Origin of the sequence: Bifidobacterium pullorum subsp. saeculare, from assembly GCF_016899725.1 — a bacterium.
GTDB classification, from domain to species: Bacteria; Actinomycetota; Actinomycetes; order Actinomycetales; family Bifidobacteriaceae; genus Bifidobacterium; species Bifidobacterium pullorum_C.
Genome location: NZ_JACLYU010000021.1, coordinates 1 through 25,322 on the forward strand (window position 1 = coordinate 1; position 25,322 = coordinate 25,322).

The 25,322-nt window shown below is 70.0% G+C and carries 22 protein-coding genes and 2 pseudogenes; 22 read left to right on the forward strand and 2 right to left on the reverse strand.

Annotated elements, in window-relative coordinates; translation table 11 throughout:
• Window positions 1–392 precede the first annotated feature (392 nt).
• The 17 genes from H7U32_RS08140 (at window position 393) to H7U32_RS08220 (ending at window position 19,430) form a co-directional block, all read left to right on the forward strand.
• On the forward strand, window positions 393–917 hold the full coding sequence (locus H7U32_RS08140; RefSeq protein ID WP_204469579.1) for a hypothetical protein: 525 nt from the start codon (window positions 393–395) through the stop codon (window positions 915–917).
• Between the two features lie 43 nt (window positions 918–960).
• On the forward strand, window positions 961–1,605 hold the full coding sequence (locus tag H7U32_RS08145) for an orotate phosphoribosyltransferase (protein WP_204469580.1): 645 nt from the start codon (window positions 961–963) through the stop codon (window positions 1,603–1,605).
• 16 nt (window positions 1,606–1,621) lie between these two features.
• Window positions 1,622–2,410: a TrmH family RNA methyltransferase gene (locus tag H7U32_RS08150; RefSeq protein WP_204469581.1), complete on the forward strand. Its 789-nt coding sequence runs from the start codon at window positions 1,622–1,624 to the stop codon at window positions 2,408–2,410.
• A gap of 89 nt (window positions 2,411–2,499) precedes the next feature.
• Complete coding sequence (locus H7U32_RS08155; RefSeq protein WP_204469582.1) at window positions 2,500–3,447, forward strand: ATP-binding cassette domain-containing protein; 948 nt, start codon at window positions 2,500–2,502, stop codon at window positions 3,445–3,447.
• Window positions 3,444–4,523, forward strand: a complete 1,080-nt coding sequence (locus H7U32_RS08160; protein WP_204469583.1) for a hypothetical protein — start codon at window positions 3,444–3,446, stop codon at window positions 4,521–4,523. The genes H7U32_RS08155 and H7U32_RS08160 overlap by 4 nt, the downstream gene beginning before the upstream one ends.
• A 48-nt stretch (window positions 4,524–4,571) precedes the next feature.
• On the forward strand, window positions 4,572–4,871 hold the full coding sequence (gene gatC / locus H7U32_RS08165; RefSeq protein ID WP_204469584.1) for an Asp-tRNA(Asn)/Glu-tRNA(Gln) amidotransferase subunit GatC: 300 nt from the start codon (window positions 4,572–4,574) through the stop codon (window positions 4,869–4,871).
• A gap of 5 nt (window positions 4,872–4,876) precedes the next feature.
• A complete protein-coding gene (gatA, locus tag H7U32_RS08170) occupies window positions 4,877–6,406 on the forward strand; it encodes an Asp-tRNA(Asn)/Glu-tRNA(Gln) amidotransferase subunit GatA (protein ID WP_239457629.1) in 1,530 nt (509 codons plus the stop codon).
• Between the two features lie 25 nt (window positions 6,407–6,431).
• Window positions 6,432–7,931: an Asp-tRNA(Asn)/Glu-tRNA(Gln) amidotransferase subunit GatB gene (gene gatB, locus H7U32_RS08175; RefSeq protein ID WP_204469586.1), complete on the forward strand. Its 1,500-nt coding sequence runs from the start codon at window positions 6,432–6,434 to the stop codon at window positions 7,929–7,931.
• Between the two features lie 218 nt (window positions 7,932–8,149).
• Window positions 8,150–9,175, forward strand: coding sequence for a GNAT family N-acetyltransferase (locus H7U32_RS08180; protein ID WP_440201447.1), 1,026 nt, complete (start codon window positions 8,150–8,152; stop codon window positions 9,173–9,175).
• A 65-nt stretch (window positions 9,176–9,240) separates the two neighbouring features.
• Window positions 9,241–9,555, forward strand: a complete 315-nt coding sequence (locus tag H7U32_RS08185) for a DUF2469 domain-containing protein (protein ID WP_204469587.1) — start codon at window positions 9,241–9,243, stop codon at window positions 9,553–9,555.
• Window positions 9,556–9,704: 149 nt separating this feature from the next.
• Window positions 9,705–11,315, forward strand: a complete 1,611-nt coding sequence (locus H7U32_RS08190) for an NAD(P)/FAD-dependent oxidoreductase (protein WP_204469588.1) — start codon at window positions 9,705–9,707, stop codon at window positions 11,313–11,315.
• Between the two features lie 217 nt (window positions 11,316–11,532).
• Entirely contained in the window at window positions 11,533–13,440 is a 1,908-nt protein-coding gene (gene rho / locus H7U32_RS08195; RefSeq protein WP_204469589.1) for a transcription termination factor Rho, read from the forward strand.
• A gap of 195 nt (window positions 13,441–13,635) precedes the next feature.
• Window positions 13,636–15,027: a branched-chain amino acid ABC transporter permease gene (locus H7U32_RS08200; RefSeq protein ID WP_204469590.1), complete on the forward strand. Its 1,392-nt coding sequence runs from the start codon at window positions 13,636–13,638 to the stop codon at window positions 15,025–15,027.
• A gap of 5 nt (window positions 15,028–15,032) precedes the next feature.
• Window positions 15,033–16,016, forward strand: coding sequence for a branched-chain amino acid ABC transporter permease (locus H7U32_RS08205; RefSeq protein ID WP_204469591.1), 984 nt, complete (start codon window positions 15,033–15,035; stop codon window positions 16,014–16,016).
• Complete coding sequence (locus H7U32_RS08210) at window positions 16,009–17,037, forward strand: ABC transporter ATP-binding protein (protein WP_204469592.1); 1,029 nt, start codon at window positions 16,009–16,011, stop codon at window positions 17,035–17,037. Before H7U32_RS08205 ends, H7U32_RS08210 begins: the two co-directional genes overlap by 8 nt.
• Window position 17,038: 1 nt before the next feature.
• Window positions 17,039–17,875, forward strand: coding sequence for an ABC transporter ATP-binding protein (locus H7U32_RS08215; protein WP_239457631.1), 837 nt, complete (start codon window positions 17,039–17,041; stop codon window positions 17,873–17,875).
• A 277-nt stretch (window positions 17,876–18,152) separates the two neighbouring features.
• Window positions 18,153–19,430 carry an ABC transporter substrate-binding protein gene (locus H7U32_RS08220; RefSeq protein WP_204469593.1) on the forward strand — a complete coding sequence of 426 codons (1,278 nt, stop codon included), beginning with the start codon at window positions 18,153–18,155 and terminating at the stop codon, window positions 19,428–19,430.
• Between the two features lie 92 nt (window positions 19,431–19,522).
• On the opposite strand, the gene H7U32_RS08225 is transcribed toward H7U32_RS08220, so the two are convergent.
• Both H7U32_RS08225 and H7U32_RS08230 read right to left on the reverse strand, forming a co-directional pair.
• Window positions 19,523–19,915 (reverse strand): chorismate mutase, encoded by a 393-nt coding sequence (locus H7U32_RS08225; RefSeq protein WP_204469594.1) that lies wholly within the window; start codon window positions 19,913–19,915, stop codon window positions 19,523–19,525.
• A 65-nt stretch (window positions 19,916–19,980) separates the two neighbouring features.
• Window positions 19,981–20,265 (reverse strand): annotated as a pseudogene (locus tag H7U32_RS08230) (aminotransferase class IV); the annotation flags it as partial.
• Here H7U32_RS08230 and H7U32_RS08235 point away from each other — a divergent pair.
• From H7U32_RS08235 to H7U32_RS08255, 5 genes and pseudogenes are all read left to right on the forward strand, one after another.
• Window positions 20,258–20,554, forward strand: a pseudogene (locus tag H7U32_RS08235) (D-glutamate cyclase family protein); the annotation flags it as partial. The pseudogenes H7U32_RS08230 and H7U32_RS08235 overlap by 8 nt on opposite strands.
• 72 nt (window positions 20,555–20,626) lie before the next feature.
• Entirely contained in the window at window positions 20,627–21,406 is a 780-nt protein-coding gene (locus H7U32_RS08240; RefSeq protein ID WP_204469596.1) for a LamB/YcsF family protein, read from the forward strand.
• A gap of 1 nt (window position 21,407) precedes the next feature.
• Window positions 21,408–21,623, forward strand: coding sequence for a hypothetical protein (locus H7U32_RS08245; RefSeq protein WP_204469597.1), 216 nt, complete (start codon window positions 21,408–21,410; stop codon window positions 21,621–21,623).
• A 95-nt stretch (window positions 21,624–21,718) separates the two neighbouring features.
• A complete protein-coding gene (locus H7U32_RS08250; protein WP_440201448.1) occupies window positions 21,719–22,627 on the forward strand; it encodes a glutamate cyclase domain-containing protein in 909 nt (302 codons plus the stop codon).
• A 151-nt stretch (window positions 22,628–22,778) separates the two neighbouring features.
• Entirely contained in the window at window positions 22,779–24,935 is a 2,157-nt protein-coding gene (locus H7U32_RS08255; RefSeq protein ID WP_204469598.1) for a hypothetical protein, read from the forward strand.
• The last annotated feature ends 387 nt before the right edge of the window (window positions 24,936–25,322 follow it).

The window sequence follows — 25,322 nt, forward strand, 5'->3', positions numbered from 1 at the left end:
CGCCCGGCCTGGGCGAGCAGGCGCCTGGCCGTGCCCCCGCCCACCCCGGGCGTCTCGCGCATCCTGTCCAGGATGACGCCCTTCCGCTTCTTCGACACCCTCACATACTCGTCCCTGAACCTGAGGGTGACCTGCCGCTTCGTCGCCATGGTGGTCCCGTCTTCCATACGACCAGCCGAACAGACCGACCCGGTCTCGCGCTCACCCCCGATGAGGCACCACTACACAATTCACGCTCAAAAAACGTGAAGCACGTCGGCGTAACGCTCCCCCCGAGATGGCTGTGTATGATACGGCTTATCGAGGGCGGCTCTGGGGAGGGCCGTCGTAGTGCCGCGGGGTCCCGCGGAAATCCACCAGACTGAGGTTTCGCATCGAAAGGACATGGGGGGATGTCGAACAAGGAAGGAGCCGACGGGTTCACGTCGCGTGAGATGAGGTACCTGCGCTTGCTGCCCGCCGTGGAACGCGTCAGCCGCAAGCGGATCACGTATGCGGAGTGGTTCAAGTACGAATGCATGAGGAAGTACGCGGCGGGCGGCAGCCCGGTGCGCATCTTCCGCGAGGCGGGCCTCGACCCGGCGGTCATCGGTTACAAGCGCGTCGAACGGTGCTTCGCCCGCTGGCGCGACAGCGTGGACGTGGAGGCGCTGCTCAACGGCGACCTCGAGGCTCCCGCGCGCCCCGACCTGCCGGAGGATGGGGCCGGCGAGCCATCCGCCTCCGCCGGGAACGACTCGGCCGGGGCCGGCTCCGCCCCGGCCGGCAAGGGCCATGCGACCGGACGGCACGGGGACGACGTGCGCCGCCTCATCATCGTCCAGCAGGCGCGGCGCATCGAGGCGCTGGAGCACGACAACCAGCATCTGCGCGCCGCCATCCGCGAGCTCGAGCAGGACGGCAGGGACGCCGCCTGAGCCGGCCCGGCCGTGGGCCGGGCCTGGCGTTACGCTGGAGGCCATGAGCGACAGCACTGCCTTCCGCCGCACCGGCGCAGAACCCACCTCGCCTTCCGTCGACTTCGCGATGCTGGAGCCGCGCGAGCAGCTCCGCACCCTGCTGGAACGCCATGTGGTGGGCCGCCCGTTCTCCGAGCTCGCCGCCGTCACCTTCGACCACCGCGCCGCCGCCGTGATGGGCCATGTGCTCCTCGACGCCTTGGAGGACGCCGGCTGGTCCGTCGACGACTTCGACGCCGTGGGCGCGCTCACCGCCGCCGCCGTGCCGCTGGTGTCCGCGATGATCCAGGCCGCCGCCTCCCGCGGCGAGGACCTGGACGGCTTCGTGATGGACTTCGTGTACCCCTCGATCAAGGGCCCCTCGATCCAGGGCCGCCGCGTGGTGCTGCTCGACGCCTGGCTGTCCGAGAAATCCTACGTGCAGACCTCCTCGCTGGTCACGCTGCGCAACGGCAACGAGCTCGGCCTCGACTTCTCCGTCGTGGAGCACGAGGGCGCCCAGGTCGTGGCCATCGCCTCGCTCGTCGGCGGACTGGGGGCCTCGGCCGAGGACCGGCGGACCATCGAGGTCGTCAACCCGGTGACCGGCGACCGCCACGAGCTGCCCTTCGTGCAGGTGTTCGACGAACGCGAGCTGCGCGGCTGACCCGAACGAACACCCCATGCACACCCCCAACCCCGTCTCCGAGGCCGCGCGCCGCAGCGGCGAACCCACGTTCCGCGAGGTCGGCGTCGGCCCGTGGAGCCAGACCCACCCCGGCGAACCCCGCCCGGACGACCCCCGCTACGACGCCGACCTGCTCGAGCACGGCGACCGGCGCAACGTGCTCGACCGCTACCGCTACTGGTCGGTCGCCGCGATCAAGGCCGACCTCGACGCCCGCGGCCGCCACGACTTCGAGGTCGCCTGCGAGAACTGGACCCACGACTTCAACCTGGGTTCGATGGTCCGCACCGCCAACGCGTTCCAGGCGCGGCGCGTGCACATCGTCGGCCCGCACAAATGGAACCGCAAGGGCGCGCTGATGACCGAGCTGTACCAACACGTCGAGCACCACCCCTCCATCGCCGCGCTGGTGGACTGTTGGCGCCACCGCATCGCCGGCGAAACCGCGGCCGCCGAGGCCGACCGGGCCGCGGCCGTGTTCCACGGCGACCGGGCGGCCGCGGCGCGGGCGCAGGACCGGCTCGCGCAGCTGGCGCAGGCGCGCGTCATCGCCCTCGACATCGTGCCTGGCGCCGTGCCGATGGAGACCTACCGCTTCCCTAAGCGCTGCCTCATGCTCTTCGGCGCCGAGGGCCCCGGGCTCAGCGCGAAGGCGCTGGACCTGGCCGACGAGGTGGTCTACATCTCCCAGTTCGGCTCCGTGCGCTCCATCAACGCCGGCGCGGCCGCCGCCGTGGCGATGCACGCCTGGATCGCCCAGCACGCGCGCATCGGCGCCGCCTGAGCGGGCCTCCCGCACGGACCCCACGCGGAACCCCTCGATTTTTCCTCCGGGTCACCTGCCGGCAACCGGGCGTCCGATACACTGGGGCCATGATGACAATCGAGGGGGTCACCAAGCGGTTCGGTGCCAAGCGGGCCCTGGACCGGGTCAGCTTCGAGGCCAAGGACGGCCGGGTGACGGGATTTCTCGGCCCGAACGGCGCCGGCAAGTCCACGACCATGCGCGTCATGCTCGGGCTCATCCGCCCCGACGCCGGCCGGACCCTCATCGACGGCCGCCCCTACGCCTCGCTGCCCTCGCCGATGCGCGCGGTCGGCGCCGTGCTCGACGCGAAATCCGCGCATCCCGGCCGGTCCGCCGAGGCGCATCTCAAGGCGCTGGCGCTCGCCAACGGCATCCCCGCACGCCGCGTCGACGAGGTCATCGAACTGACCGGGTTGGGCTCCGCGCGCACGCGCCGCGCCGGCACGTTCTCCCTGGGCATGGCCCAGCGGCTGTCCATCGCCGCCGCGCTGCTCGGCGACCCGCACAACCTGGTGCTCGACGAGCCGATCAACGGCCTCGATCCGGAGGGCATCGCTTGGGTGCGCGCCCTGTGCCGCCGGTTCGCGGCCGAGGGCCGCGCCGTGCTGCTGAGCTCCCACCTCATGAGCGAGGTCGCGCTCACCGCCGACGACCTGGTGATCATCGCGAAGGGCCGCATCCTCGAGACCTCGTCCCTCGACCGGTTCGTCGCGGCCCATTCCGCCCATACGATGCGCGTGGTCACCCCGCAGCCGGACAAGCTGCGGGCGATCTTCGCCCCCGCTGCCGAGGTGAGCGTCGAACGGACGGCGCTGGCGTACGGCGAGCCGCAGGACGGCGTCGCCTTCCGCATCCGGGGCGCCGACCTGCGGGCGGCGGCCGACGTGTTCGCCCGCGCCGGGCTGCCCCTCTACGCCCTCGCCGAGGAGCGTGCCTCGCTGGAGCAGGTCTACCTGCAGCTGACCCACGACCAGGCTGAATACCTCGGCACGACGGAAGGGAGCCCACGATGAGCCAGGGACGGCACGCGCGCCGCGCGGCGGCACCCGCCGCGCCCCCGTCGGCGCCTCGGCCGGCGTCCCCCGGGCCCGGCCGCCTGACCTTCCTCGGGGCGGTGCGCGGCGAACTGTGCAAGGCGCTGTCGCTGCGCTCGACCTACGTGCTGGCCTCCGTCGACGCCGTGCTGCTCGTCGTCGGCGCCGCGCTCATGGCATGGGTGTCCGCGTTCTCGGCGTCCCTCGACCCCGCCACCGGCGGCCGGATCGCGAATCCGCCGGACATGCCCGACGCGATGCTGTGGAGTTCGGTCGGCTCCTTCGTGGTCACCTGTCTGACCGTCACCGGCATCTTCGGCGTGATGGCCTTCACCGCCGAATGCTCGGGAGGGTTGCTGTCCTCCTCGCTGACGGCGGTGCCGCGCCGCGCGACCTTCCTCGGCGCCAAGGCGACGGTCACGGCGGCCATCGCCTTCCTCGCCTCGCTGCTCGGCCTGCTCGCCGCCTGGCCGGTGTGCCGGATGCTGTACGCGGGCGTGGCCGCGGCGTCCGGGGCGGAGTCGCGTCTGCCGTGGGTGACGCTGCTGGGAGGGGCGGCCGTGCTGGCGCTCGGCGCGCTCATGGGCCTGGGGCTGGGGGCGGTGTGCCGTTCGACGGCGGGCGGCGTGTTCGCGCTGCTCGGCCTGGTGATGATCGTGCCGTCGGCCCTGTCGGTCGTGTCGATCGCCGGCGACCGTTTCGCCTGGCTGCAGTCGGTCGCCGCCTGCCTGCCCGACCGCGCGGCCGGGACCTTCCTGACCGGCGGGCTGCAGATCGTGGCCCACGGCGCCGCGGGCACGGAGGGGACCCCCGGCGTCGAGGTCGACGTCACGGTGGGTGCGTCAGGGGCCGACGCCGCATCCGGCGCGGCCGCGGCCTCCGGCGGGCACGCGGGCTCGCCGCTGGTCACCTGGGCGACGCAGCCGATGGACTCCGGCGTCATCGACGGGGTGTTCGTGCCGAGCTGGTGGCAGGCCGGTCTGATTGTGCTCGCCTGGGCCGTGGCGCTGTACGCCGTCGGCCTGCTGGTCCTGCGCAGAGCCGACGTCCGCTGACCGCACCGGGGCCCCGGCGTGTCACAAAGCGCACGTATAGTGGGCCGCATGCCTACATTCACACGCGAAGAAATCGAGCATCTGGGCGACCTCGCCCGCATCGCGCTCACCGACGAGGAGATCGGCCGCCTGCAGGGCGAGCTGAACGTCATCGCCGACTCCATCAGCAAGGTGCAGGAAGTCGCCTCGGCCGACGTGCCCCCGACCGCCAACCCGGTGCCGCTGGAGGCTTACCTGCGCCCGGACGAGCCGGAGACCCCGCTCACGCAGGCCGAGGCCCTGTCGGGCGCGCCGAAGACCGAGGCCGGCATGTTCGTCGCGCCGCGCATCCTGGGAAGCGAGGAGTGACGCCGATGACCGCAACGAACGAACTGGTGCAGCTGTCCGCGGCCGAGATGGCCGCGAAGGTGCGCGGCGGCGAGGTCAGCTCCCGCGAGCTGGTCGACGCCCACCTCGAGGTGATCGAGGCCGCCGAGCCGTCCATCAACGCCTTCCTGCACGTCTCCGCCGACGAGGCGCGCGCCCAGGCCGACGCCTTCGACGCGAAATCCGCCGACGAGAAGGCCGGCCTGCCGGAGCTGGCGGGCGTGCCGATCGCGATCAAGGACATGATCGTCACCAAGGGCATCCCGACCACCGCCGCCTCGAAGATCCTCGAAGGCTGGGTGCCGCCGTACGACGCCACCGTCATCGAACGCCTCAAGGCCGCCGGCATGCCGATCCTCGGCAAGACGAACCTCGACGAGTTCGCGCAGGGTTCCTCCACCGAGCATTCCGCCTTCGGCCCTACCCGCAACCCGTGGGACACCGACCGTGTGCCCGGCGGCTCCGGCGGCGGCTCCGCCTCCGCGGTGGCCGCGTTCGAGGCGCCGCTCGCCCTCGGCACCGACACCGGCGGTTCGATCCGCCAGCCGGGCGCCCTGACCGGTACTGTGGGCGTCAAGCCCACCTACGGCGGCGTCTCCCGCTTCGGCGCCATCGCGATGGCGAGCTCCCTGGACCAGATCGGCCCGGTCAGCCGCACCGTGCTCGACTCCGCCCTGCTCCAGGAGATCATCGGCGGCCATGACCGCCGCGACTCCACCTCCATCCCCGAGGGCCCGCGCCCGATGGCCGCCGCCGCCCGCGAGGGTCTCAAGCGCGATCTCAAGGGCATGAAGGTCGGCCTGGTCAAGGAGCTGTCCGGCGAGGGCTTCCAGCCCGGCGTACAGGCCCGCTTCGACGAGGCCGTCGCCAAGCTCACCGAGATGGGCGCCGAGGTGACCGAGGTCTCCTGCCCGCACTTCCCGTACGCGCTGGGCGCCTACTACATCATCATGCCGTCCGAGGTGAGCTCCAACCTCGCCCGCTACGACGGCATGCGCTACGGCCTGCGCGTGATGCCGCCGGACGACGTGCCGCAGACCGCCGCCAACATGATGGCCTACACGCGCGAGGCCGGCTTCGGCGACGAGGTCAAGCGCCGCATCATCCTGGGCACCTACGCGCTGTCCGCCGGCTACTACGACGCCTGGTACGGCTCCGCGCAGAAGGTGCGCACGCTCATCATCGAGGACTTCAACAAGGCCTTCGAGACCTGCGACGTGCTCGTCTCCCCGACCAGCCCCTCCACCGCGTTCAAGTTCGGCGAGAAGATGGACGACCCGCTGGCCATGTACATGAACGACATCGCCACGATCCCGGCCAACCTCGCCGGCATGCCCGCCATGTCCGTGCCCGCCGGCCTTTCGGACGACGGTCTGCCCGTCGGCTTCCAGCTCATCGCGCCGCAGCAGCGCGACGAGGCGATGTACAAGCCCGCGGCCGCGCTCGAGGCCGCGCTCGAGGAGTCCTGGGGCGGGCCGGTCTGGCAGTCCCTGAAGACCCCGTGGCTGGGCGAGTGAGCAGGAAAGGAACCAAAGGACAATCATGGCTGAGAAACTCATGAAGTACTCCGAGGCCTGCAAGCAGTTCGACCCGGTCTTCGGCCTGGAGACCCACGTGGAGCTGTGCACCCGCACCAAGCTGTTCTGCCCCGCCGAGGTGAGCTTCGGCGGCGAGCCGAACACCCAGCTCACCCCGGTGAGCCTAGGCCTGCCCGGTTCCCTGCCGGTGATCAACAAAACCGCCGTGGACTACGCGATCAAGCTGGGCCTGGCCCTGCACTGCGAAATCGCCGAGTGGAGCCAGTTCTCCCGCAAGAACTACTTCTACCCGGACATGCCGCGCGACTACCAGATCTCCCAGTACGACAAGCCGACCAACGGCAACGGCTACCTGGACGTGGAGCTGGACGACGGCACCGTGTTCCGCGTGCCGATCGAGCGCGCGCACATCGAGGACGACGCCGGCAAGAACACGCATGTCGGCGGCGCCGACGGCCGCATCGAAGGCGCCGACCATTCGCTCGTCGACTACAACCGCGCCGGCGTGCCGCTCATCGAGATCGTGACCAAGCCGATCGAGGGGGCCGGCGACCGCGCCCCGGAGATCGCCGCCGCCTACATGCGCGCGATCCGCGACATCGTGCGCGCGCTGGGCATCAGCCACGCCCGCATGGAGCAGGGCAACATGCGCGCCGACGTCAACGTCTCGCTGCGCCGCTCGCCGTCCGACCCGTACGGCACCCGCTCGGAGACGAAGAACGTGAACTCCTTCCGCGGCATCGAGAAGACGCTGCAGTACGAGATCCGCCGCCAGGCCGCGATCCTGGCGGACGGCGGCGAGATCCTGCAGGAGACCCGCCACTGGGACGAGTCCGCCCAAGCGACCGCCGGCGGCCGCGTCAAGTCCGACGCCGACGACTACCGCTACTTCCCGGACCCGGACCTGGTGATGCTGCACATCACCCCCGAGCACATCGAGCGCATCAAGGCCCAGATGCCGGAGATGCCGCGCGAGCGCCGCAACCGTCTCAAGGCCGAATGGGGCCTGACGGACCTGCAGCTGCGTGACATCCTCAACGCCGACGCCCTCGACCTGATCGAGGAGACCGTCAAGGCCGGCGCCTCCGCGGCCGGCGCGCGCAAGTGGTGGCTCGGCGAGCTCTCCCGCGAGGCCAACGCCAAGGGCGTCTCCCTGGAGGAGCTGGCCATCACCCCGGCCGAGGTGGCCGAGGTCGAGCAGCTCATCGCCGCGGGCAAGCTCAACGACAAGCTGGCCAAGCAGACCGTCGCGGGCGTGCTCGCCGGCGAAGGCACCCCGGCCCAGGTCGTCGAGAAGCACGGCTACAAGATCGTCTCCGACGACGGCGCCATCGAGAAGGCCGTCGACGAGGCGCTCGCCGCCAACCCCGACGTCGCGGAGAAGCTCAAGAGCGGCAACATGAAGCCGATGGGCGTGATCATCGGCGCCGTGATGAAGGCCACGCGCGGCCAGGCCGATGCCAAGGCCGTCACCAAGATCGTGATGGGCAAGGTGCGCGGCTGATCCGGCCGGCGCACCGTCGGCCGGCCCGGTGAGGCCGGCCGCCCCGGCAAGCCGTCCGCCGGCGTCCTCCCTTCCTGGGGGAGGACTCCGGCGGGCGGCTTGCCGCGTTTCCGGTGGACGTCCAGCATATGTTCAGCCCTCCGGTCTACAATGCCGACCGATTGAAGAACCGCCGATGCCGCACTGGCGCATGGACCGGTGCATGAGGTTGGGAGACGATGACGATGACGAACGACGCCGCGCGCGAGCTGCCCGCCAGCCTGGAGATTCCGCCCATCCGAGGGGAGATGGTGCACCTGCGGCCGGCCACGCTCGAGGACCTGCCGCGCATGGACGATCTGGACGCCTACTACGGCGCCTCCAAGATCACCGGCAAGGACGCGGCCTCCGAACGCACGCTGGTGCACACGTGGGTGCGCCGCTCCGTGGCGTGGATGGCCGGCCAGCGTCCGGACGAGTCCGGCGTGGGCGACCCCGAGTTCCGCCGCACAATCGCCTGGTCCATCCTCACCGACGCCGACCATGACGACGACGGCCATGTGGACGCCTCCGCCACCGGCAATGTGATCGGCATGATCTTCCTCATCGACATCGACGGCTGGTCGCGTTCCGCCCGCATCCAGGTGGTGCTGGGCCGCGACTACCGCGGCCGCGGCTATTCGCGCGACGCGATGCCGCGCGTGATGACCTACGGCTTCGCGCCCACGCCGGCCGGCCTGGGCATGCACCGCATCTGGGTGGCCGTGCCGGAGAAGAACTCCCGCTCGATCTCCGTGTACCGCTCGCTGGGATTCGTGCCCTCCGGCACCTCCCGCGACGCGCTGTGGGACACCGAGAACGCCAAGTACATGGACCAGATCGTGATGGACACGCTGGCCGACGAATACGATCCGATCCAGTCGCTCGACGCCTTCGGCATGCATGTGTTCGAAGACAATCCGGGCGTCAAGGAGGCGCTGAGCGCCCGCGAGCATTCCCTCGCGCTGCGCAAGGCCGCCGGCGGACAGGACGCCGCCAACGCGCCCGCCGACGCCGACGCGGAGGGCGCCGGGGCCGACGGCCAGGCCGCGCCCGCCGCTCAGCAGCGCGCGGACGCCGAGCCCGGCACGCCCCACGAGGGGGCTGAGGCCGCCGGCGGCGAGGAGAGCAGCTGGCCCTACAACCGTTCCGACCGCAAGCCCTCGAAGCAGGCGTGGTGGCGCACGCTGGGCCGAGGCCGCAAGCGCGACGACGACGGCCGCTGACGCGCCGCCGTGCCCGTCGCCATAGTTGAGCAATCCACCAGTCAAGTAAGGAGCAAGGCCTTTCCATGAGCGCCGAGGACCTCGACAATTACGAAACCGACGCCGAGCTCGCCCTGTACAAGGAGTACCGCGACGTCATCAAACTGTTCACCTATGTGGTGGAGACCGAGCGTCGCTTCTACCTGGCCAACAAGGTCGACTTCAATGTCCGCTCCGCCGGCCAGGACGTCTACTTTGACGTGCAGCTCACCGACGCCTGGGTGTGGGATGTGTACCGTTCCAACCGTTTCGTCAAGAACGTGCGCATCGTCACCTTCAAGGATGTCAACGTGGAGGAAGTGCAGAAAACCGACATCGACATCCCCGACGACATCCACTGATCCACGGTGCGGCGAACCGCACGGAGACGAACAGAACGCAACGCAAACGCACGCCAACGTGTACGTCTCGCGGGGATGGGCCCGGATGCGCGGCCCCGTTCTACGACACCAAGTAGAATGCCGCTGTTTGCCTTTTGTTAAGGAGCATCATGACCGACAAGCAATCCGTGGTGATCATCGGCGGCGGCCCCGCCGGCCTGACCGCCGCCTGGGAGCTGACGAGGGATGGCGGCGCCGAACGCTATGACGTGACCGTCCTGGAAGGCACCCGCGAATTCGGCGGCATCTCCCGCACCGTGAAGCACAACGGCAACCGCATGGACATCGGCGGCCACCGGTTCTTCTCCAAGGACGACCGGGTGATGGACTGGTGGAAGCAGGTCCTGCCGCTGCAGGGCGCCCCCTCCTACGACGACAGGAAGCTCGGCCGCGAGCACGACATGGAGCCGGGCGGCCCGGACCCGGAGACCACCGACCAGGTGATGCTCAAGCGCCACCGCGTCTCCCGCATCTTCTGGAACCGCCGCTTCTTCGACTACCCGATCTCGCTGAGCCTGAACACCTTCAAGGCCATGGGTCTCAAGCTCACCATCGTGGCCGGCTTCAGCTACCTCAAGTCGATGTTCCACAAGCTGCCCGAGGACAACCTCGAGAACTTCTACATCAACCGCTTCGGACGCAAGCTGTACTCGATGTTCTTCGAGGGCTACACCGAGAAGCTGTGGGGCCGCCATCCCTCCGAGATCTCGGCGGACTGGGGCGCCCAGCGCGTCAAGGGCCTGTCCATCATGGGCGTGCTCAAGAACGCGTTCGCCAAGCTGCTGCCGAAGAAGCGTTCGAACGCCGAGGTGGAGACCTCACTCATCGAGGAATTCTGGTACCCCAAGCTCGGCCCCGGCCAGCTGTGGGAGACCGTGGAACGCAACTGCGAGCAGGCGGGCGTGACCGTGCTCACGGACGCGACGGTCGTCGAACTGCGCCAGGAGGGCGGCCGCATCGCCTCCGTCGTCTACGAGGATTCCGAGGGCAACCGCACCGAGCTTACGGCCGACCAGGTCATCTCCTCGATGCCGGTCAAGGACCTGGTCAACGCGATCGACGCCCCCGCCCGCGCAGGCGAGGACGGCGCCAAGCCGGCGCCCAAGGACATGGTGGAGGTGGCCAACGGCCTGCCGTACCGCGACTTCGTGACCATCGGCATCCTGGTCAAGCATCTGCGCCTCAAGAACACCACCGACATCCCCACGCTCGGCAACCCGCCGATCGTGCCGGACTGCTGGATCTACGTGCAGGACCCGGGGTACAAGGTGGGTCGCCTGCAGATCTTCAACAACTGGAGCCCGTACCTGGTCAAGGATGTGGACAACACGGTGTGGATCGGCCTGGAGTACTTCTGCGAGGAGGGCGACTCCTTCTGGTCGATGAGCGAGGAGGACGCCACGAAGTTCGCGATCGCCGAGCTCACCCGCATGCGCGTGATCAACGGCCCGCAGGATGTGCTCGACTCGCACCGCGAACGCGTGAAGAAGGCCTACCCGGCGTACTTCGACACCTACGACCGCATGGACGAGCTGGTGGAGTACCTCGACGGCTTCGGCAACCTGTACTGCGTGGGCCGCAACGGCCAGCACCGCTACAACAACATGGACCATTCGATGGCCACGGCCTTCGAGGCGGTGGGCAATATCAAGTCCGGCCGCACGTCCAAGCGCAACGTGTGGAACGTGAACACCGAGCAGTCCTACCACGAGGAGAAGTAGGCGCCGGCGCCACCGCAGCGCCAAGGCCCCGGGCATCGAGCCCGGGGCCTTCTCATATCCGGCGCGGGCGCTGGCGTTGTCCGGGGTGGCGTTGTACAGTGACACCAGTTTGCGCGCATGGATTGCGCCAGGCATTCGCAAGCGGCCCTAGGGCCGCATCCATCCCCTTGAGGCAGGTCGGCCCGTATGCCGGCCCATGCTGTGGAAAGGTTATGCTGTGGCAACTAGCCAGAATCTCGCGGATATGAAGCTGACCGAGCTCAAGGAGCTCGCCAAGCAGATGGGTCTTCGCGGCACGTCGACGATGCGCAAGCCCGAATTGGTCGCAACGCTCGAGGCCGCCCGTTCCGGCGGCGAGGCTCCCGCCGGCGTGACGGTGCGCGCCCCCAAGGCTGCCAAGCCGGCCGCCGAGGCTCCCGCCGAGCAGCCCGCCGCCCCGGCCGCTCCTGCCGCCGCCAAGGCCGACGCCGCCGATGCGGCCGTCGCCGGCATCGCCGCCCCGTCCGGCGAGGGCCGGCCGGTGCGCCACACCCGCCGCGTCGTGCGCGAGGCCGCCGCCCCCGAAGCCAAGGCCGACCGCCTGCTCGACGACCTCGGCCTCGCCCCGAAGGCCGCCCACGGCATCCGCAACCCGCGCGAGGTGCGCGACGAGAACGGCGACGAGGTCATCGTGGCCAATGTCCGCCGCCGTCGCCGCAACGCCGAGCCCGAGCCGTCCGCCGGCGAAGGCGAGGCCCGCGATCTCGACGACATCCTCGCCACCCTGCCGGGCAAGGACACCCGCGACGACATGCGCGAGGAGCGCCCGTCTCGCCGCGACCGCCGCGGCCGCGCCGCCGAGCGCGGCGGCCGCGAGGAGCGCGAGGAGCGCCGCGGCGCTAACGACCGCCGTGGCCGCCGCCTGCGCGGCCGCGCCGCCGAACGCGACTTCAACGAGCGCGACGACATGCGCGACTTCCGCGAGGAGCGCCCGTCCCGCCGCGACGACCAGGACGACCTGGTGCCGGTGGCCGGCATCGTGGACGTGCTCGACTCCTACGCCTTCGTGCGCACCTCCGGCTACCTGCCCGGCCCCAACGACGTCTACGTCTCCATGGGCCAGGTCAAGAAGTACGGCCTGCGCAAGGGCGACGCCGTGCACGGCTTCATCCGCGCCACCCGCGAGGGCGACCGGCGCAACCAGCGCCAAAAGTTCGTGCCGCTGCAGTCCATCGACACGATCAACGGCATGAGCGTGGAGGAGGCCGCGGGCCGCCCGCAGTTCTCCAAGCTCACCCCGCTGTACCCGCAGGAGCGTCTCAAGCAGGAGACCACCGCCAACAAGCTCACCGGCCGCATCATGGACATCGTCTCCCCGATCGGCAAGGGCCAGCGCGGCCTCATCGTCTCGCCGCCGAAGGCCGGCAAGACGATCACGCTGCAGAACATCGCCAACTCGATCACGAAGAACAACCCCGAGGTCCACCTCATGGTCGTGCTCGTGGACGAGCGCCCCGAGGAGGTCACCGACATGGAGCGCACGGTGGCCGGCGAGGTCATCTCCTCCACCTTCGACCGCCCCGCCTCCGACCACACCACCGTGGCCGAGCTGGCCATCGAGCGCGCCAAGCGCCTAGTGGAGCTGGGCCAGGACGTGGTCGTGCTGCTCGACTCGATGACCCGCCTCGCCCGCGCCTACAACATCGCCGCCCCGGCCTCCGGCCGCATCCTGTCCGGCGGTGTGGACGCGCAGGCGCTGTACCCGCCGAAGAAGTTCTTCGGCGCGGCCCGCAACATCGAGAACGGCGGCTCGCTGACCATCATCTCCTCCGCGCTGGTGGAGACCGGCTCCAAGATGGACGAGGTCATCTTCGAGGAGTTCAAGGGCACCGGCAACATGGAGCTGCGCCTGTCGCGCGAGCTGGCCGACAAGCGCCTGTTCCCGGCCATCGACATCAACGCCTCCGGCACTCGCCGCGAGGAGCTCATCACCCCGCCCGCGGAACTGCCGGTCATCTACCGCCTGCGCCGTCTGCTCGGCGGCATGGAGCCCGAGCAGGCCTACCAGACGCTGGTGCCGCGCCTGAAGAAGACGGCCACCAACCGTGACTTCCTCGCCGCCCTCGTGCAGCAGGCCAACGGCTGAGCCGTCCTCCCACGCGTGTCAAGCCGCACCCCCGTCTGACCGGGGGTGCGGCTTTTCGCATGCCGGCCGCGGTCGGCGGCCATATTATCGGGGTGTGACGGAACCCCGGCCGAGGTAACGGGCGGGAAACACAAGTGCAACGCCGGGGGAGCAGCGCTCGCTTAGGGTCTGGTCATATCGAGAGGGAGTATCGATATGACAGCCGCAGCATCGCCGCGGCGTCGCCGATGGGGGATTCCGCTGGCAACGGCGGTGATTGCCCTTCTGGCGGCGTTCGCCATCAATCCATCACAGGCCAGTGCGGCCGAAGCCGTGCCCGTGTGCAATCCGACCGCAACCAACGGCTGCGTCAACGGCATCCTGCAGGATGACGCGCAGCAGCCGATCGCGGGCGCGACCATCACGCTGTCGGGCAAGGAATCCGGCACCACCACCACGGGCGCGGACGGCACCTGGGCCTTCTCCGTCGGCGCGGACGGCAAGTACACCGTCTCGCTCGACCCGTCCGTCGCCAAGCAGCACGGACTCAAGGGCTCCAGCGAAACCGTCGAGATCGCCAAGGCGAGCTTCGACAAGCAACGTGCCGTCGTCCGCTTCGACAAGCCCGGCCTGGCCGCCTCCGGGTCCACCGGGGCCTCCGAATCTGCCGGCGAGTCCGGCGGCTCCAAGACGGCCACCGCCTCCGCCGACTCCGCAAGCGCCAACTTCGGCAAACGCGTCTGGCAGCAGCTGTACTCCGGCATCATCTTCGGCCTCATGCTCGGGCTCATGTCCGTGGGCATGAACCTGGTGTATGGCACCACCGGACTGAGCAGCTTCTCGCACGGCGAGCAGGTGACGCTCGGCGGCCTCATGGCCTATGTGGGCACGCAGATGCTCGGCATGCCGGTGTGGGCGGCCGCCGTGTTCGCGGTCGCGGTCGGCGCGCTGACCGGCCTCGTGCAGAACGAGCTCGTCTGGGCGCCCCTGCGGCGCAAACGCGTCGGCACCATGCAGCAGATGATCGTCACCATCGGCCTGTCCATGGCGCTGCAATATCTGTTCCAGTTCTTCTTCGGCGGCGATATCAAGGGCATCGTCCGCTCCGTGCCCGCCAGCTTCACGCTCGGACCCATCACGACGGACATGCCCACGCTGCTGTCCGCCGGCATCGCGATCCTCGTGATCATCGGCGTCACCGTGTTCCTCTACCGCACGCGCCTCGGCCGCGCCACCCGCGCCGTCTCCGACAACCCGGCGCTGGCCGCGGCCTCCGGCATCAACGTGGAGCAGGTGGTGCGCATCGTGTGGATCCTGTCGTGCGCGATGGCCGCCCTCTCCGGCGTGCTGCTGGGCATCTACCTCAACGGCATCTCCTGGAACACCGGCGCCACACTGCTGCTGCTCATGTTCGCCGCTGTCACGCTCGGCGGCCTGGGCACCGCGAACGGCGCGCTCGTCGGCTCGCTGATCATCGGCATCGTCGCGGACATGAGCTCGCTCGTCATCCCCAGCGACATGCGCTACGCCAGCGCGCTGGCGATCCTCATCATCGTCCTGCTCATCCGTCCGCAGGGCATCTTCGGCAAAGCACAGAGGGTGGGCTGATCGACATGGACTTCGTAACCATCATCTCCAACGCATTGGGCGAACTCATCGCCCCGACCACCGCGGCGTACGCGCTCGCCGCGATTGGCCTGAACATCCACTTCGGCATGACCGGCCTGATGAACATGGGCCAGGCGGGCTTCATGCTGCTGGGCGCGTACGGCTTCGCGATCAGCCAGTCCATGGGCGCCAACCTGTTCGCCTCCGTGTGCTGCGCGCTGGCGCTCGCCGTCATCTACGCGCTGCTGCTGGGCATTCCGACGCTGAAGCTCGGACCCGACTACCTGGCCATGGTCACGCTGGCCGCCGCCGAGATTGTGCGCATCGTCGGCCGGTCCACGGCCATGACCGACGTGACCGGCGGCTCGGCCGGCATCTCCCCGCAGGACTTCACCACGCAGTTCGAATCCGCCTCGCCCCTGCCGGACGGCGCCACTACCTTCCTGCTGTGGACCTACTCGAACAACATCGCCAACTCGTGGTGGGTGCGCATCGTCGGCTGGGTGCTCGTGGCCATCGCCGCGCTGCTGTGCTGGCGCTGGTTCCACTCGCCGTGGGGCCGTGTGCTCAAAGGCATCCGCGAGGACGAGAACGCGGTGCGCTCGCTCGGCAAGAAGGTGACGGTGTACAAGATGCAGTCCCTGATCCTGGGCGGTGTGTTCGGCGCGCTCGCCGGCATCCTGTTCGTGCTGCCGCGCTCGGTGCAGCCGGACTCGCTGGGCCGCCAGGTGACGTTCTACACCTGGACGCTGCTGCTGCTCGGCGGCGCGGCCACCGTGCTGGGGCCGATTCTCGGCTCGTGCGTGCTGTGGGTGCTGCTCACCTTCGTCAAGGAAGTGATGCGCAACACGGTGCCGGAGACCTTCATCAGCTCGAACCAGGTGGAGGCCCTCGGCTGGGTGATCGTGGGCGTGGCCCTGATGTGCCTGGTGATATTCAGACCACAAGGATTGCTGGGAGACCGAAAGGAGCTGGCGTTCCATGCGTGAGCATACGACCGACAAGTCCGCGCGGCAGACCGCGCGGCAGACCGGAGGCGTGGACGCGTACGGCGTCCAGCCCGGCGTCCCGTTCCAGGACCTGTCCCGCTGGGCCACCAAGGCGCCGGAGGGCGAGCAGCTCATCTCCACCGCGTACGGTGACAAAGTCCAGAAGGACCTCGCGTTCGTCGAGCACAAGCCGGGCGTCCACAAGCCCGACCCGATCCTCGTGGCGGACAACGTGACCCGCCGCTTCGGCGGCATCACCGCCGTGGACGTCGACCACTTCGAGATCGAACGGCACGGCATCACCGCCCTGATCGGGCCCAACGGCGCCGGCAAAACCACGTTCTTCAACCTCATGACCGGCTTCGACACCCCCAACACGGGCCGGTGGACCTTCGACGGGCAGGACATGGCGCACATGAAGCCGGAACGCGTGGCGCGCATGGGCATGGTGCGCACCTTCCAGCTGACCAAGGTGATGAGCCGGCTGACCGTGCTCGACAACATGCTGCTGGGCGCGCCCGTGCAGCCGGGCGAAGGCATGTTCCGCTCGCTGGTGCCGCCATTGTGGCGCAAGCAGGAGAAAGCGAACATCGAGAAAGCCGAGGCGCTGCTCGAACGCTTCCTGCTCATCAAGAAGAAGGACGACTACGCGGGCTCCCTCTCCGGCGGCCAGCGCAAGCTGCTCGAAATGGCGCGCGCCCTCATGCGCGACCCGAAGCTCGTCATGCTCGACGAGCCGATGGCCGGCGTCAACCCGGCGCTGAAGCAGTCGCTGCTCGACCACATCGTCTCCCTGCGCGAGGAAGGCACCACCGTGCTGTTCGTCGAACACGACATCAACATGGTGCGGCATATCGCCGACTGGGTGACCGTGATGGCCGAGGGACGCATCGTCGCCGAAGGCCAGCCCAAGAGCGTGATGGACGACCCGGCCGTGGTGGACGCCTACCTGGGCGCGCACGCCGACATCGACCTGGGCGACGATTCGGTGCTCGAGATGACGGAAAGCGAGGAGGCCTGACATGGCAGGTGACAAGGAGACCACGGCGGCCGCGACCGCCGAAGCGACGCCGGTCGAGACGCGTCCGCGCGCCGAGGTGCACGTCGGCGAACCCGCCGGCGAGCCCCTGCTCGACGCGCAGGACCTCGTCGCCGGCTACCTGCCCGGCGTCAACATCCTCAACGGCGCGTCCCTGACCCTGCACGAAGGCGAGATCGTCGGCATCATCGGGCCCAACGGCGCCGGCAAGTCCACGCTGCTCAAATCCCTGTTCGGCCTCGTGCGCATCCACTCCGGGCACCTGCTGCTGCGCGGCCAGGACATCACGAACATGCGCGCCGACAAGCTCGTCGCCCGCGGCGTCGGCTTCGTGCCGCAGACCGAGAACGTGTTCCCGTCCCTGACCATCGCGGAGAACCTGCACATGGGCGCCTACCAGGCCCCCAAGCTCTTCGCTGAGCGCTTCGACTACGTCACCTCGATCTTCCCCAAGCTCGCCAAGCGCAAGGACCAGCTCGCCGGCCAGCTCTCCGGCGGCGAACGCCAGATGGTCGCCATGGCCCGCGCCCTCATGATGAAACCCTCCGTCCTCCTGCTCGACGAGCCTTCCGCCGGCCTGTCCCCCATGCTCCAGGACGAGACCTTCATCCGCGTCCGCCAAGTCAACAAAGCCGGCGTCTCCGTCGTCATCGTCGAGCAGAACGCCCGCCGTTGCCTCCAGATCTGCGACCGCGGCTACGTGCTCGACCAAGGCCGCAACGCCTACTCCGGCCGCGGGCGCGATCTCATGAACGACCCGAAGGTGATATCCCTGTATCTGGGCAACCTCGAACAGGAGGTCGAGGGCGAAGGGCGGTGATGGAGCGTCAACGGCCTTTCCTCACCGCTCGGCGTATTGGAATACGCCTTCGGGTTCGGACGGCCGTTGCCGCACGCATCACCGCCCTTCGTCAGCCCCCGCGCTATGCGCGGGGGCTTCGTGTTTCGCCGATGTTGCCGCGGTCATCAGGCGGTTACGTAGGCGCAGATTCCCCGTTGCATGAGGTGCTTACGGTAGGCGGCAAGATTCGGGGGAATCGTCCCCGCGTCCCAAGAAGACCACCGCTCCGCAAGGGGCAAGAGAGGAAGTGGTTGATATGTCCATCATCACCTCGCGCAACAAGTTCGCGGTCACGTTGACCGCCGCCGTGGCCGCCGCCACCATGGCGCTGTCCGGCTGCGGATCGTCCGGGGCGGCATCCGGCGACTCGGACTCCAAGTCCTCCGGCTCGTCCAGCGCCTTCGTCTTCGGCGGCCTGTGGCCGCAGACCGGTACCCTGGCGTACCTGTACCCGCCGGAGGAAGCCGGCTACAAGCTCGCCATCAAGGACATCAACGACGCCGGCGGCGTGCTCGGCAAGAAGGTGACCTCGGTCGACGCCGACACCTCCGACGCCGACCACGCCGACCAGAACGCCTCCGCCGCGCAGTCCGTGCTGAGCAAGAAGCCGTCCGTCGTCATCGGCCCGGCCGCCAGCGGCGTCGTCAAGAACACGTACAAGACCTTCGAGGCCGCCAAGATCCCAATCATCTCCATGGGCTCCACCTCCGCCGACTTCTCCGGCCTGAGCCCGTACTTCTTCCGCACCGTGGCCCCGGACGCCGTCCAGGGCGCGGTCATGGGCCAGCTCATCGCGCAGGACGGCGTGAAGAACCTCGCCATCGCCGCGTTCAACGACCCGTACGGCACCGGCCTGCGCGACACCGTCGCCAAAACCGCCAAGGCCGCCGGCGTGAACATCGTCTACGGCGAGAAGGACGCCTTCGACCCGACCGAGACGAACTTCTCCTCCATCGCCACCGCCATCAAGGCCGCCAACCCTGACGCCACGCTCATCGTCTCCTACGACCAGTCCAAGCCGCTGATCAAGGCGCTCGCTGCGGCCGGCGTGGACACGCACAAGCTGTACCTGGTCGACGGCAACACGGTCGACTTCTCCAAGGACTTCCAGCCCGGTCTCATCTCCGGCGCCAAGGGCACCATCCCCGGCGGCCACCCGACCGAGGACTTCGTCAAGCAGCTCAAGGCCCAGGTGCCGGACATGAAGGACACCACCTACGCGGCCGAGACCTATGACGCGGCCATCCTCGCGGCGCTCGCGGCCCAGAAGGGCGGCAAGACCGACGGCGAGACCGTCAAGAAGAACCTGCCCGCGGTCTCCGGCGCGAACGGCGGCACCAAGTGCACCTCCTACAAGGACTGCCTGGCGCTGCTCAAGGACGGCAAGGACATCGAGTACCAGGGGCAGGCGGGCATCGGCCCGTTCAACGCGGACCATGACCCGTCCACGGCCTCGATCGGCATCTACAAGTACGACGCCGACAACAAGCCGGTGTTCGACCACGCCCAGCAGGGCGCCGTGCCGAAGAAGTAGCCTGGCAAGGCGACCGATTCTCGCGACACCGCCCCCGCCCCGGATCTCCCGGTGCGGGGGCAGTCGTATGCCATGCCCGGCGCATCCGGGAATCAGGCGTAGACGTCGAGCACGCCGGGGTCGCCGCCGGCGTCGGCGATGCGCTGATGGCGCTTCTTGGCTTCGGTGACCACGAATTCGCGGTACATCTCCGCGATCTGCGGATCGAGCCCCGCGTCCTCGGCGATGCGGTGCAGACGCGTGATCTGGTAATGCTCGCGCTTGGTGTCCTCCGGCGCGAAGCCGGCGCCGGCCTTGAGCACGCCTACGCGTGCGGTGGCCTTGAAGCGTTCGGCGAGCAGGGAGATGATCGCCGCGTCGATGTTGTCGATGCTCTGGCGCAGTCCGCCGATCTGCGCGACCGCGGCCGCGGTTTCGGGATGCGCCGCGGCCTGCGCGGAGTCGATGGTCGTGCGCTGCCAGTCGCCTGTCGTGTCGTCGCTCATGGGTTCAGCATACCGCGCACCCATCGGCCGGCCCCCATTGGCCGGCCCCATCAGTCGGCGCGCGCTCAGTACTCGTAGTCGCCGGTCGGCCCGATGGCGAGCGCGTCGTCATGCGTGCGCCCGGTGTGGATCGCGTCGTTCATCGCCGCGATCTCCGCCGGATCGTAGTCCAGTGTCCGTCCGTCGAGGTCGTCGACCGGAATCACCCAGCCGCCGTGCGTCATGTACAGCCGGTCGGCCTCGCGCAGCTCGGCGATCGGCAGTTTGCGGTACGCGGTGCGCAGGCCCTCCTGCGCCGCCCACGCGAACAGTTCGCGCTGCGAGGTGCCGTTGAGGATGCCGATGCGCGGGATCCCCGCCCGCCAGGTGGCCGACGCCTGCCGCATCTCCGCCCGCTACCCGTCGGTGCACGGCGAGCCGGTGTGCGTGGGCGACTCGGAGGCGATCGGCATCCACGACCTGGCGCATCCGCAGTACGGGGACGCGCCGGTGCTGGAACCGGGGGATGTGCCGGTGTTCTGGGCCTGCGGCGTGACCCCGCAGGCGGCGGTCATGGCCTCGAAGCCGGAATTCGCGATCACGCATGCGCCGGGGCACATGCTGGTCACCGATGTGCGCGACGTCACCTACATGGTGTGACGGCGCGGCAACCCAAGTACCCCAGACAAACCCACAGACATGGCCGCACAGGCACGGCAGAAAGGAAACGGCATGGTTCGGTCCGTCGATCTTAACAGCGATATGGGCGAGGCGTTCGGCCGCTGGACGCTCGGCGACGACGCCGCGCTGCTGCGCGTGGTGTCCAGCGCGAATGTGGCGTGCGGCTTCCACGCGGGCGACCCGTCCGTCATGATGCGCACGCTGCGCACGGCCGCCGAACACGGCGTCACCGTCGGTGCGCATGTCTCGTACCGCGACCTGGCCGGCTTCGGACGCCGGTTCGTGGACGAGAACGACGGCGACCTGACGAACGACGTCATGTACCAGATCGCCGCGCTGGAGGGGCTGGCGCGCGCGGCCGGCGCGACCGTCGCCTACGTCAAGCCGCATGGCGCGCTGTACAACCGGATCGTCGCGGACGAGCGGCAGGCCGCCGACGTGGTGCGCGCGATCCGGACGGTCGACCCGTCCCTGGCGATCCTGACGCTGCCCGGTTCCGCCGTGGGTCGGCTCGCCGAGCAGGCCGGGCTGCGCGTGTTCCGCGAGGCCTTCGCGGACCGCGCCTACCAGCCGGACGGCACGCTGGTGCCCCGCCGCCAGCCGGGCGCCGTGATCGCCGACCCGGCCGCGGTCGCCGCGCGCGTGACGCGCATGGTGGCCGACGGTACGGTGGAGGCGGTGGACGGCACGGTGGTGCCGGTGCACGCCGACTCCGTGTGCGTGCACGGCGACTCGCCCGCCGCGGTGGCGATGGCGCACGCCGTGCGCGACCGGCTGACGCGCGAGGGCATCGCGGTCGCCCCCTTCGCCCGCGCGGCCGCCGAGGCTTGAGATGCGGGCGCTCACCTGCGGCCGGGGCGGCCTGCTGCTCGAAGTGGACGGGTTGGACGCCGCGATGCGCCTGTACCGCGCGCTCAGCGTCGCCACGGACGGTGCCGCGGACGGCACGGACGCCGCCGCGGACGGTGCCGCCGCCGGCACGCTGCGGCACCTCGCCGGCCCGGGCGACGCCGTCTCCTACGGCGACGTGCTGAGCGCGGTGCGGTGACGGCGGATCGCGGGAAAGGAAGGGATGCGATCATGATGACCAGCACGGACGCCGATTCCGGTGCATGGACGGACACGAACGCGGGCGACGGGCCGCTGGACCGGCTGCTCGCATGGTGGCATTACCCGCGCATCGCGCGGATCTCGAATCTGGCGAGCCGCGACGTGGGCCGCGGCTCGGAGACGCTGATGACGTTCTCGCGCGGCGACCTGTTCCGCGCGGCGCGGCATCTGGCCGGCGGACGGCCGGCCAAGGCGCTGGTCGTCACCGGATCCTTCATCCCCAAGGCGGCGCACCCGGCCGCGGAAACCGACGGACCGCTCGGAGCGATCGAGCTGTGCCTGGCGCTGCGGGCGATCGGCGGCGACGCGTGGCTGGTCACTGACGAATGCTGCGAGTCGGTGATCCGTCCGAGCGTGCGGACGGTGCTGCCCGCCGACCATGTGCTGGTCGCGCCGACCGCGAGCGGACCGTTCGACGGGTGGATGAACGGGGTGATCGACTTGGCGAAGGCGCAGGGCATCTCCACGCTGGTGTTCATCGAACGCGTGGGCCCCGCCGCCGACGGGCGGCCGCGCAACATGCGCGGCATCGACATCACCGCGTGGACGGCGCCGATGAGCCGGCTGACGCAGCTGCGGCTGCACACGATCGGCGTGGGCGACGGCGGCAACGAGATCGGCATGGGGCGCGTGGCCGAATACGCGATCGAGGGGGTGGTGGACCACGGCGAGACGATCGCCTGCACGGTGCCCACCGACGAGCTGGTGGTCTCCGGCACCTCGAACTGGGGCGCGCATGCGCTCGTATGCGCGATGCGCGCGTTGGGCAACACAGCCGTGGATCCGCTGCTCGACCCGGCCTGGCATCGGGGCATGCTCGGCACGCTCGCCGCGCACGGCGGCTTGGACGGTGTGCACCTGGTCAACGAGGCCACCGTGGACGGGCTGGAACCGGCACGCTACGACGCCGAAGTGGCCGCCCTGAGCGCGCTGGCGCGGTGAGCGGCCCGGCCGGCACTGGCACGGCTGGTGCTGGTGCGGACGGGCCCGGCCCGGCCGGCCCTTGCCCGGGCCGGCGCATCCGGCGGATGGTAGATTGGTCGGCGTACGTACTGACATCGGCAAGGAACCGGCGGGGCATCGGATGGGACGGTTGACGAAGGCCACGGCATGGGCATGCGCGCTGGCCGTCGCCGCGTCGGCCGCGCTCGCCACGGCCTGCGCGGCCGACGCGGCCGCCGCCCGCCGCGGACTGCCGGACCTTGCCGGCCATAACGTGTACGCAGTGCTCGACGGCGACGGCATGCCAGGCGACCTGTATCTGACGCCGGCCTCCTCCGCGTCCGGAGGCGGCTCCCATCCCGCCGCGCGCGTCGTGGAGGCGGGCCGGATCGGCCTGCCGTGGACCGTGCGGGTGGGCTTCTCCCTCGACGGGCCCGACGTGAGCCGCGGGCAGGCGGCCGGCGCCAGCGGGCTCGTCGGCATCCATGTGCGCGTCACGCCGCGCCGCGCCGGCGACGTGCCTCGGGCGGCGTACGCGCAGCGGGTGCGCGTCGCCTTCGCCATCCCGGCGAAGGTGTCCGACGATGTGAGCGCCACCGCCGGCGCGACCGTTACCGCCACGGCATCGCAGACCACGGTGCTCGCCGAGCTCGGCCCCGGCGAGCGGCTCGACTGCTATCTGGACGCGCGCGGGTTCACGATGGGGCCGATGGCGGTCGCCAGCGCCGGCAGCGCCCCGGCGCTCGCCGACGGTGCCGCGAGCCTCGCCGACGAGGTCGGTGCGACCGGCGCCTCCTTTGCGGCCGATGGCGCGCACGCCAAGCTCATCGGCGACCTGACGGCCCTGCGCGACCTCGAACGCTCGCTCGCCGCCCAGGAGATCCCCGAACGCACCGCGCGCTACCGGCAGGCCTTCGACGCGTATATGGCCGCGTATGTGACCAGCTACGCCAGCCATCTGTCCGGCTCGATCGGCTCGTCCACGCAGCTGACGGCGCTCATGGGCACGGCCGGCGAACTGTCCGGCGACACGCCCGTGGCCAAGGCCGTGCTCGACCAGGCGTCCGCCGTCGACGCGATGAACGCCGCCCGGCGCCACACTGGCGCCGCCGACGCGCTCGACGGCCTGATCCGCCGCATCCGCTGGCAGGGCACGGACGGGCTTGCGCAGGAGCTGCGCGGCCGCGCCGGCGAGGAACGCGCGCAGGGCGCGAAGGATTACGCGGCCGGCCAGTCGCAGATGTCGCAGGCCATGATTCCGTATTCGATGGCGTACACGGACGTGTTCACCCAACAGCTGAGCGGGCTGACCGGCGGGTCGTCGCAGGCGTCGTCCGCGCAGGTGGCCGAGGCCGTCGCCGCCACGGACCGGCAGTTCGCGGCCGGCGGCGCCCACGCCGGCGACCGGGCGAAGGTGCAGGCCGCGCTGGACGCGATGGCCGCCGCCAGCGAGCGTATCGGCGCCGGCCAGGCGTATCGCCAGGTGCTGCTGCGCTTCGCCGATGAAGTGGACGGCGGCGGCGCGGCGGAGGGACGGCCGGGGGCGACTTCGGGGGCCTCGGGGGCTTCGGGTGCGGCTGGTGTGTCGGGGGCGTCGGGCGTCTCGGGGGCTTCGGGTGCGGCGGATGGCCGGCAGGGGCGTGCGGCGGCCGACCGGCGGGTGCTGACGTCCGGTCTTGCCGGCGTGGAAGGCACGGGCAGCGTGGCCGGGAGCCGGCCGTTGGCGGCGCGCGCGGAGATCGTGCGGCTGCGCGAGCAAGCCTGGGTCGAGCGTCGCGCCGCGCGTGCGGCGAACGCCGGCGGAGAGACGACGGCGACCACTGTCGTGGACGAGGTCGAGGGCCGCTCCGATGCCAGCGACGTCATGAAATTCGCCGGCGGGGTGCCGGGAGTGCCCGGCGGGAAGTCCGGCGGAGCGTCCGCGGCGGACAGAGCGTCGGATGGTGCGGCGGCTGGCACGGATGGCGCGGCTGGCGATGGGGCCGGGAAGCATGCAACCGGCGCGGCTGATACGTCCGAGGCATCCGGGAATCGTTCCGGAGCGGCTTCATCCGATGTGTCCGCTTCGGCCGAGGCGTCGCGCGACGCTGCCGTCGTGGAACATCCGTCGCCGGCGTATGGCCTCGCCGGCATGGGGGACCGGACGCTGCTGCACGCCGATATGAGCCAGGTGATCGCCGGCGCCACCACGATTGCTGACGGCGGCGCCGTGCTGCGGCAGGCGCTCGGCGACGCGGACGCGCAGGTCTCAGCACGCCCCGCTGCCACCGACGCGCTCCGTGTGCTGCTGGTGCTACCCGGCCTGTGAGGCGTCCACCCCCCCCTCGTCCCCGCGTGCACAGCTGTGCGTGGGGTGACGGTCCGTTTGTGTCCCTCAAGGCGCAGCTGTGCATGGGGTGGTCGTGGGGGGGGGATGTCCGCGGATACACAGCTGTGTATGGGATGGTCATGAGGGATGTCTGCGGATGCACAGCTGTGCATGGGATGGTCATGACACGCCGATTCGTGGCCTGTCCGTGACCACGCCATGCACAGTCTCGTCCTGAAGGGGGGGTGCGGATGTTTTTTGGTTGTGCCCGATGTTTTGCGCAAATGTGGCCTGGTCCGTCGTCGGGGGAATGACTTCAGTCGGTTGATTGCATGATGCCGTCGAGCCGGGACATGTCCAGGTAGCGGCGGCTCGACCAATCGTTGG

Bases quoted from the DNA above. Each gene is read 5' to 3' on its own strand.
- H7U32_RS08140 (WP_204469579.1), top strand. From the start codon at position 393: ATGTCGAACAAGGAAGGAGCCGACGGGTTCACGTCGCGTGAGATGAGG.
- H7U32_RS08145 (WP_204469580.1), top strand. From the start codon at position 961: ATGAGCGACAGCACTGCCTTCCGCCGCACCGGCGCAGAACCCACCTCG.
- H7U32_RS08150 (WP_204469581.1), top strand. From the start codon at position 1,622: ATGCACACCCCCAACCCCGTCTCCGAGGCCGCGCGCCGCAGCGGCGAA.
- H7U32_RS08155 (WP_204469582.1), top strand. From the start codon at position 2,500: ATGATGACAATCGAGGGGGTCACCAAGCGGTTCGGTGCCAAGCGGGCC.
- H7U32_RS08160 (WP_204469583.1), top strand. From the start codon at position 3,444: ATGAGCCAGGGACGGCACGCGCGCCGCGCGGCGGCACCCGCCGCGCCC.
- gatC (WP_204469584.1), top strand. From the start codon at position 4,572: ATGCCTACATTCACACGCGAAGAAATCGAGCATCTGGGCGACCTCGCC.
- gatA (WP_239457629.1), top strand. From the start codon at position 4,877: ATGACCGCAACGAACGAACTGGTGCAGCTGTCCGCGGCCGAGATGGCC.
- gatB (WP_204469586.1), top strand. From the start codon at position 6,432: ATGGCTGAGAAACTCATGAAGTACTCCGAGGCCTGCAAGCAGTTCGAC.
- H7U32_RS08180 (WP_440201447.1), top strand. From the start codon at position 8,150: ATGACGATGACGAACGACGCCGCGCGCGAGCTGCCCGCCAGCCTGGAG.
- H7U32_RS08185 (WP_204469587.1), top strand. From the start codon at position 9,241: ATGAGCGCCGAGGACCTCGACAATTACGAAACCGACGCCGAGCTCGCC.
- H7U32_RS08190 (WP_204469588.1), top strand. From the start codon at position 9,705: ATGACCGACAAGCAATCCGTGGTGATCATCGGCGGCGGCCCCGCCGGC.
- H7U32_RS08200 (WP_204469590.1), top strand. From the start codon at position 13,636: ATGACAGCCGCAGCATCGCCGCGGCGTCGCCGATGGGGGATTCCGCTG.
- H7U32_RS08205 (WP_204469591.1), top strand. From the start codon at position 15,033: ATGGACTTCGTAACCATCATCTCCAACGCATTGGGCGAACTCATCGCC.
- H7U32_RS08210 (WP_204469592.1), top strand. From the start codon at position 16,009: ATGCGTGAGCATACGACCGACAAGTCCGCGCGGCAGACCGCGCGGCAG.
- H7U32_RS08215 (WP_239457631.1), top strand. From the start codon at position 17,039: ATGGCAGGTGACAAGGAGACCACGGCGGCCGCGACCGCCGAAGCGACG.
- H7U32_RS08220 (WP_204469593.1), top strand. From the start codon at position 18,153: ATGTCCATCATCACCTCGCGCAACAAGTTCGCGGTCACGTTGACCGCC.
- H7U32_RS08225 (WP_204469594.1), bottom strand. From the start codon at position 19,915: ATGAGCGACGACACGACAGGCGACTGGCAGCGCACGACCATCGACTCC.
- H7U32_RS08240 (WP_204469596.1), top strand. From the start codon at position 20,627: ATGGTTCGGTCCGTCGATCTTAACAGCGATATGGGCGAGGCGTTCGGC.
- H7U32_RS08245 (WP_204469597.1), top strand. From the start codon at position 21,408: ATGCGGGCGCTCACCTGCGGCCGGGGCGGCCTGCTGCTCGAAGTGGAC.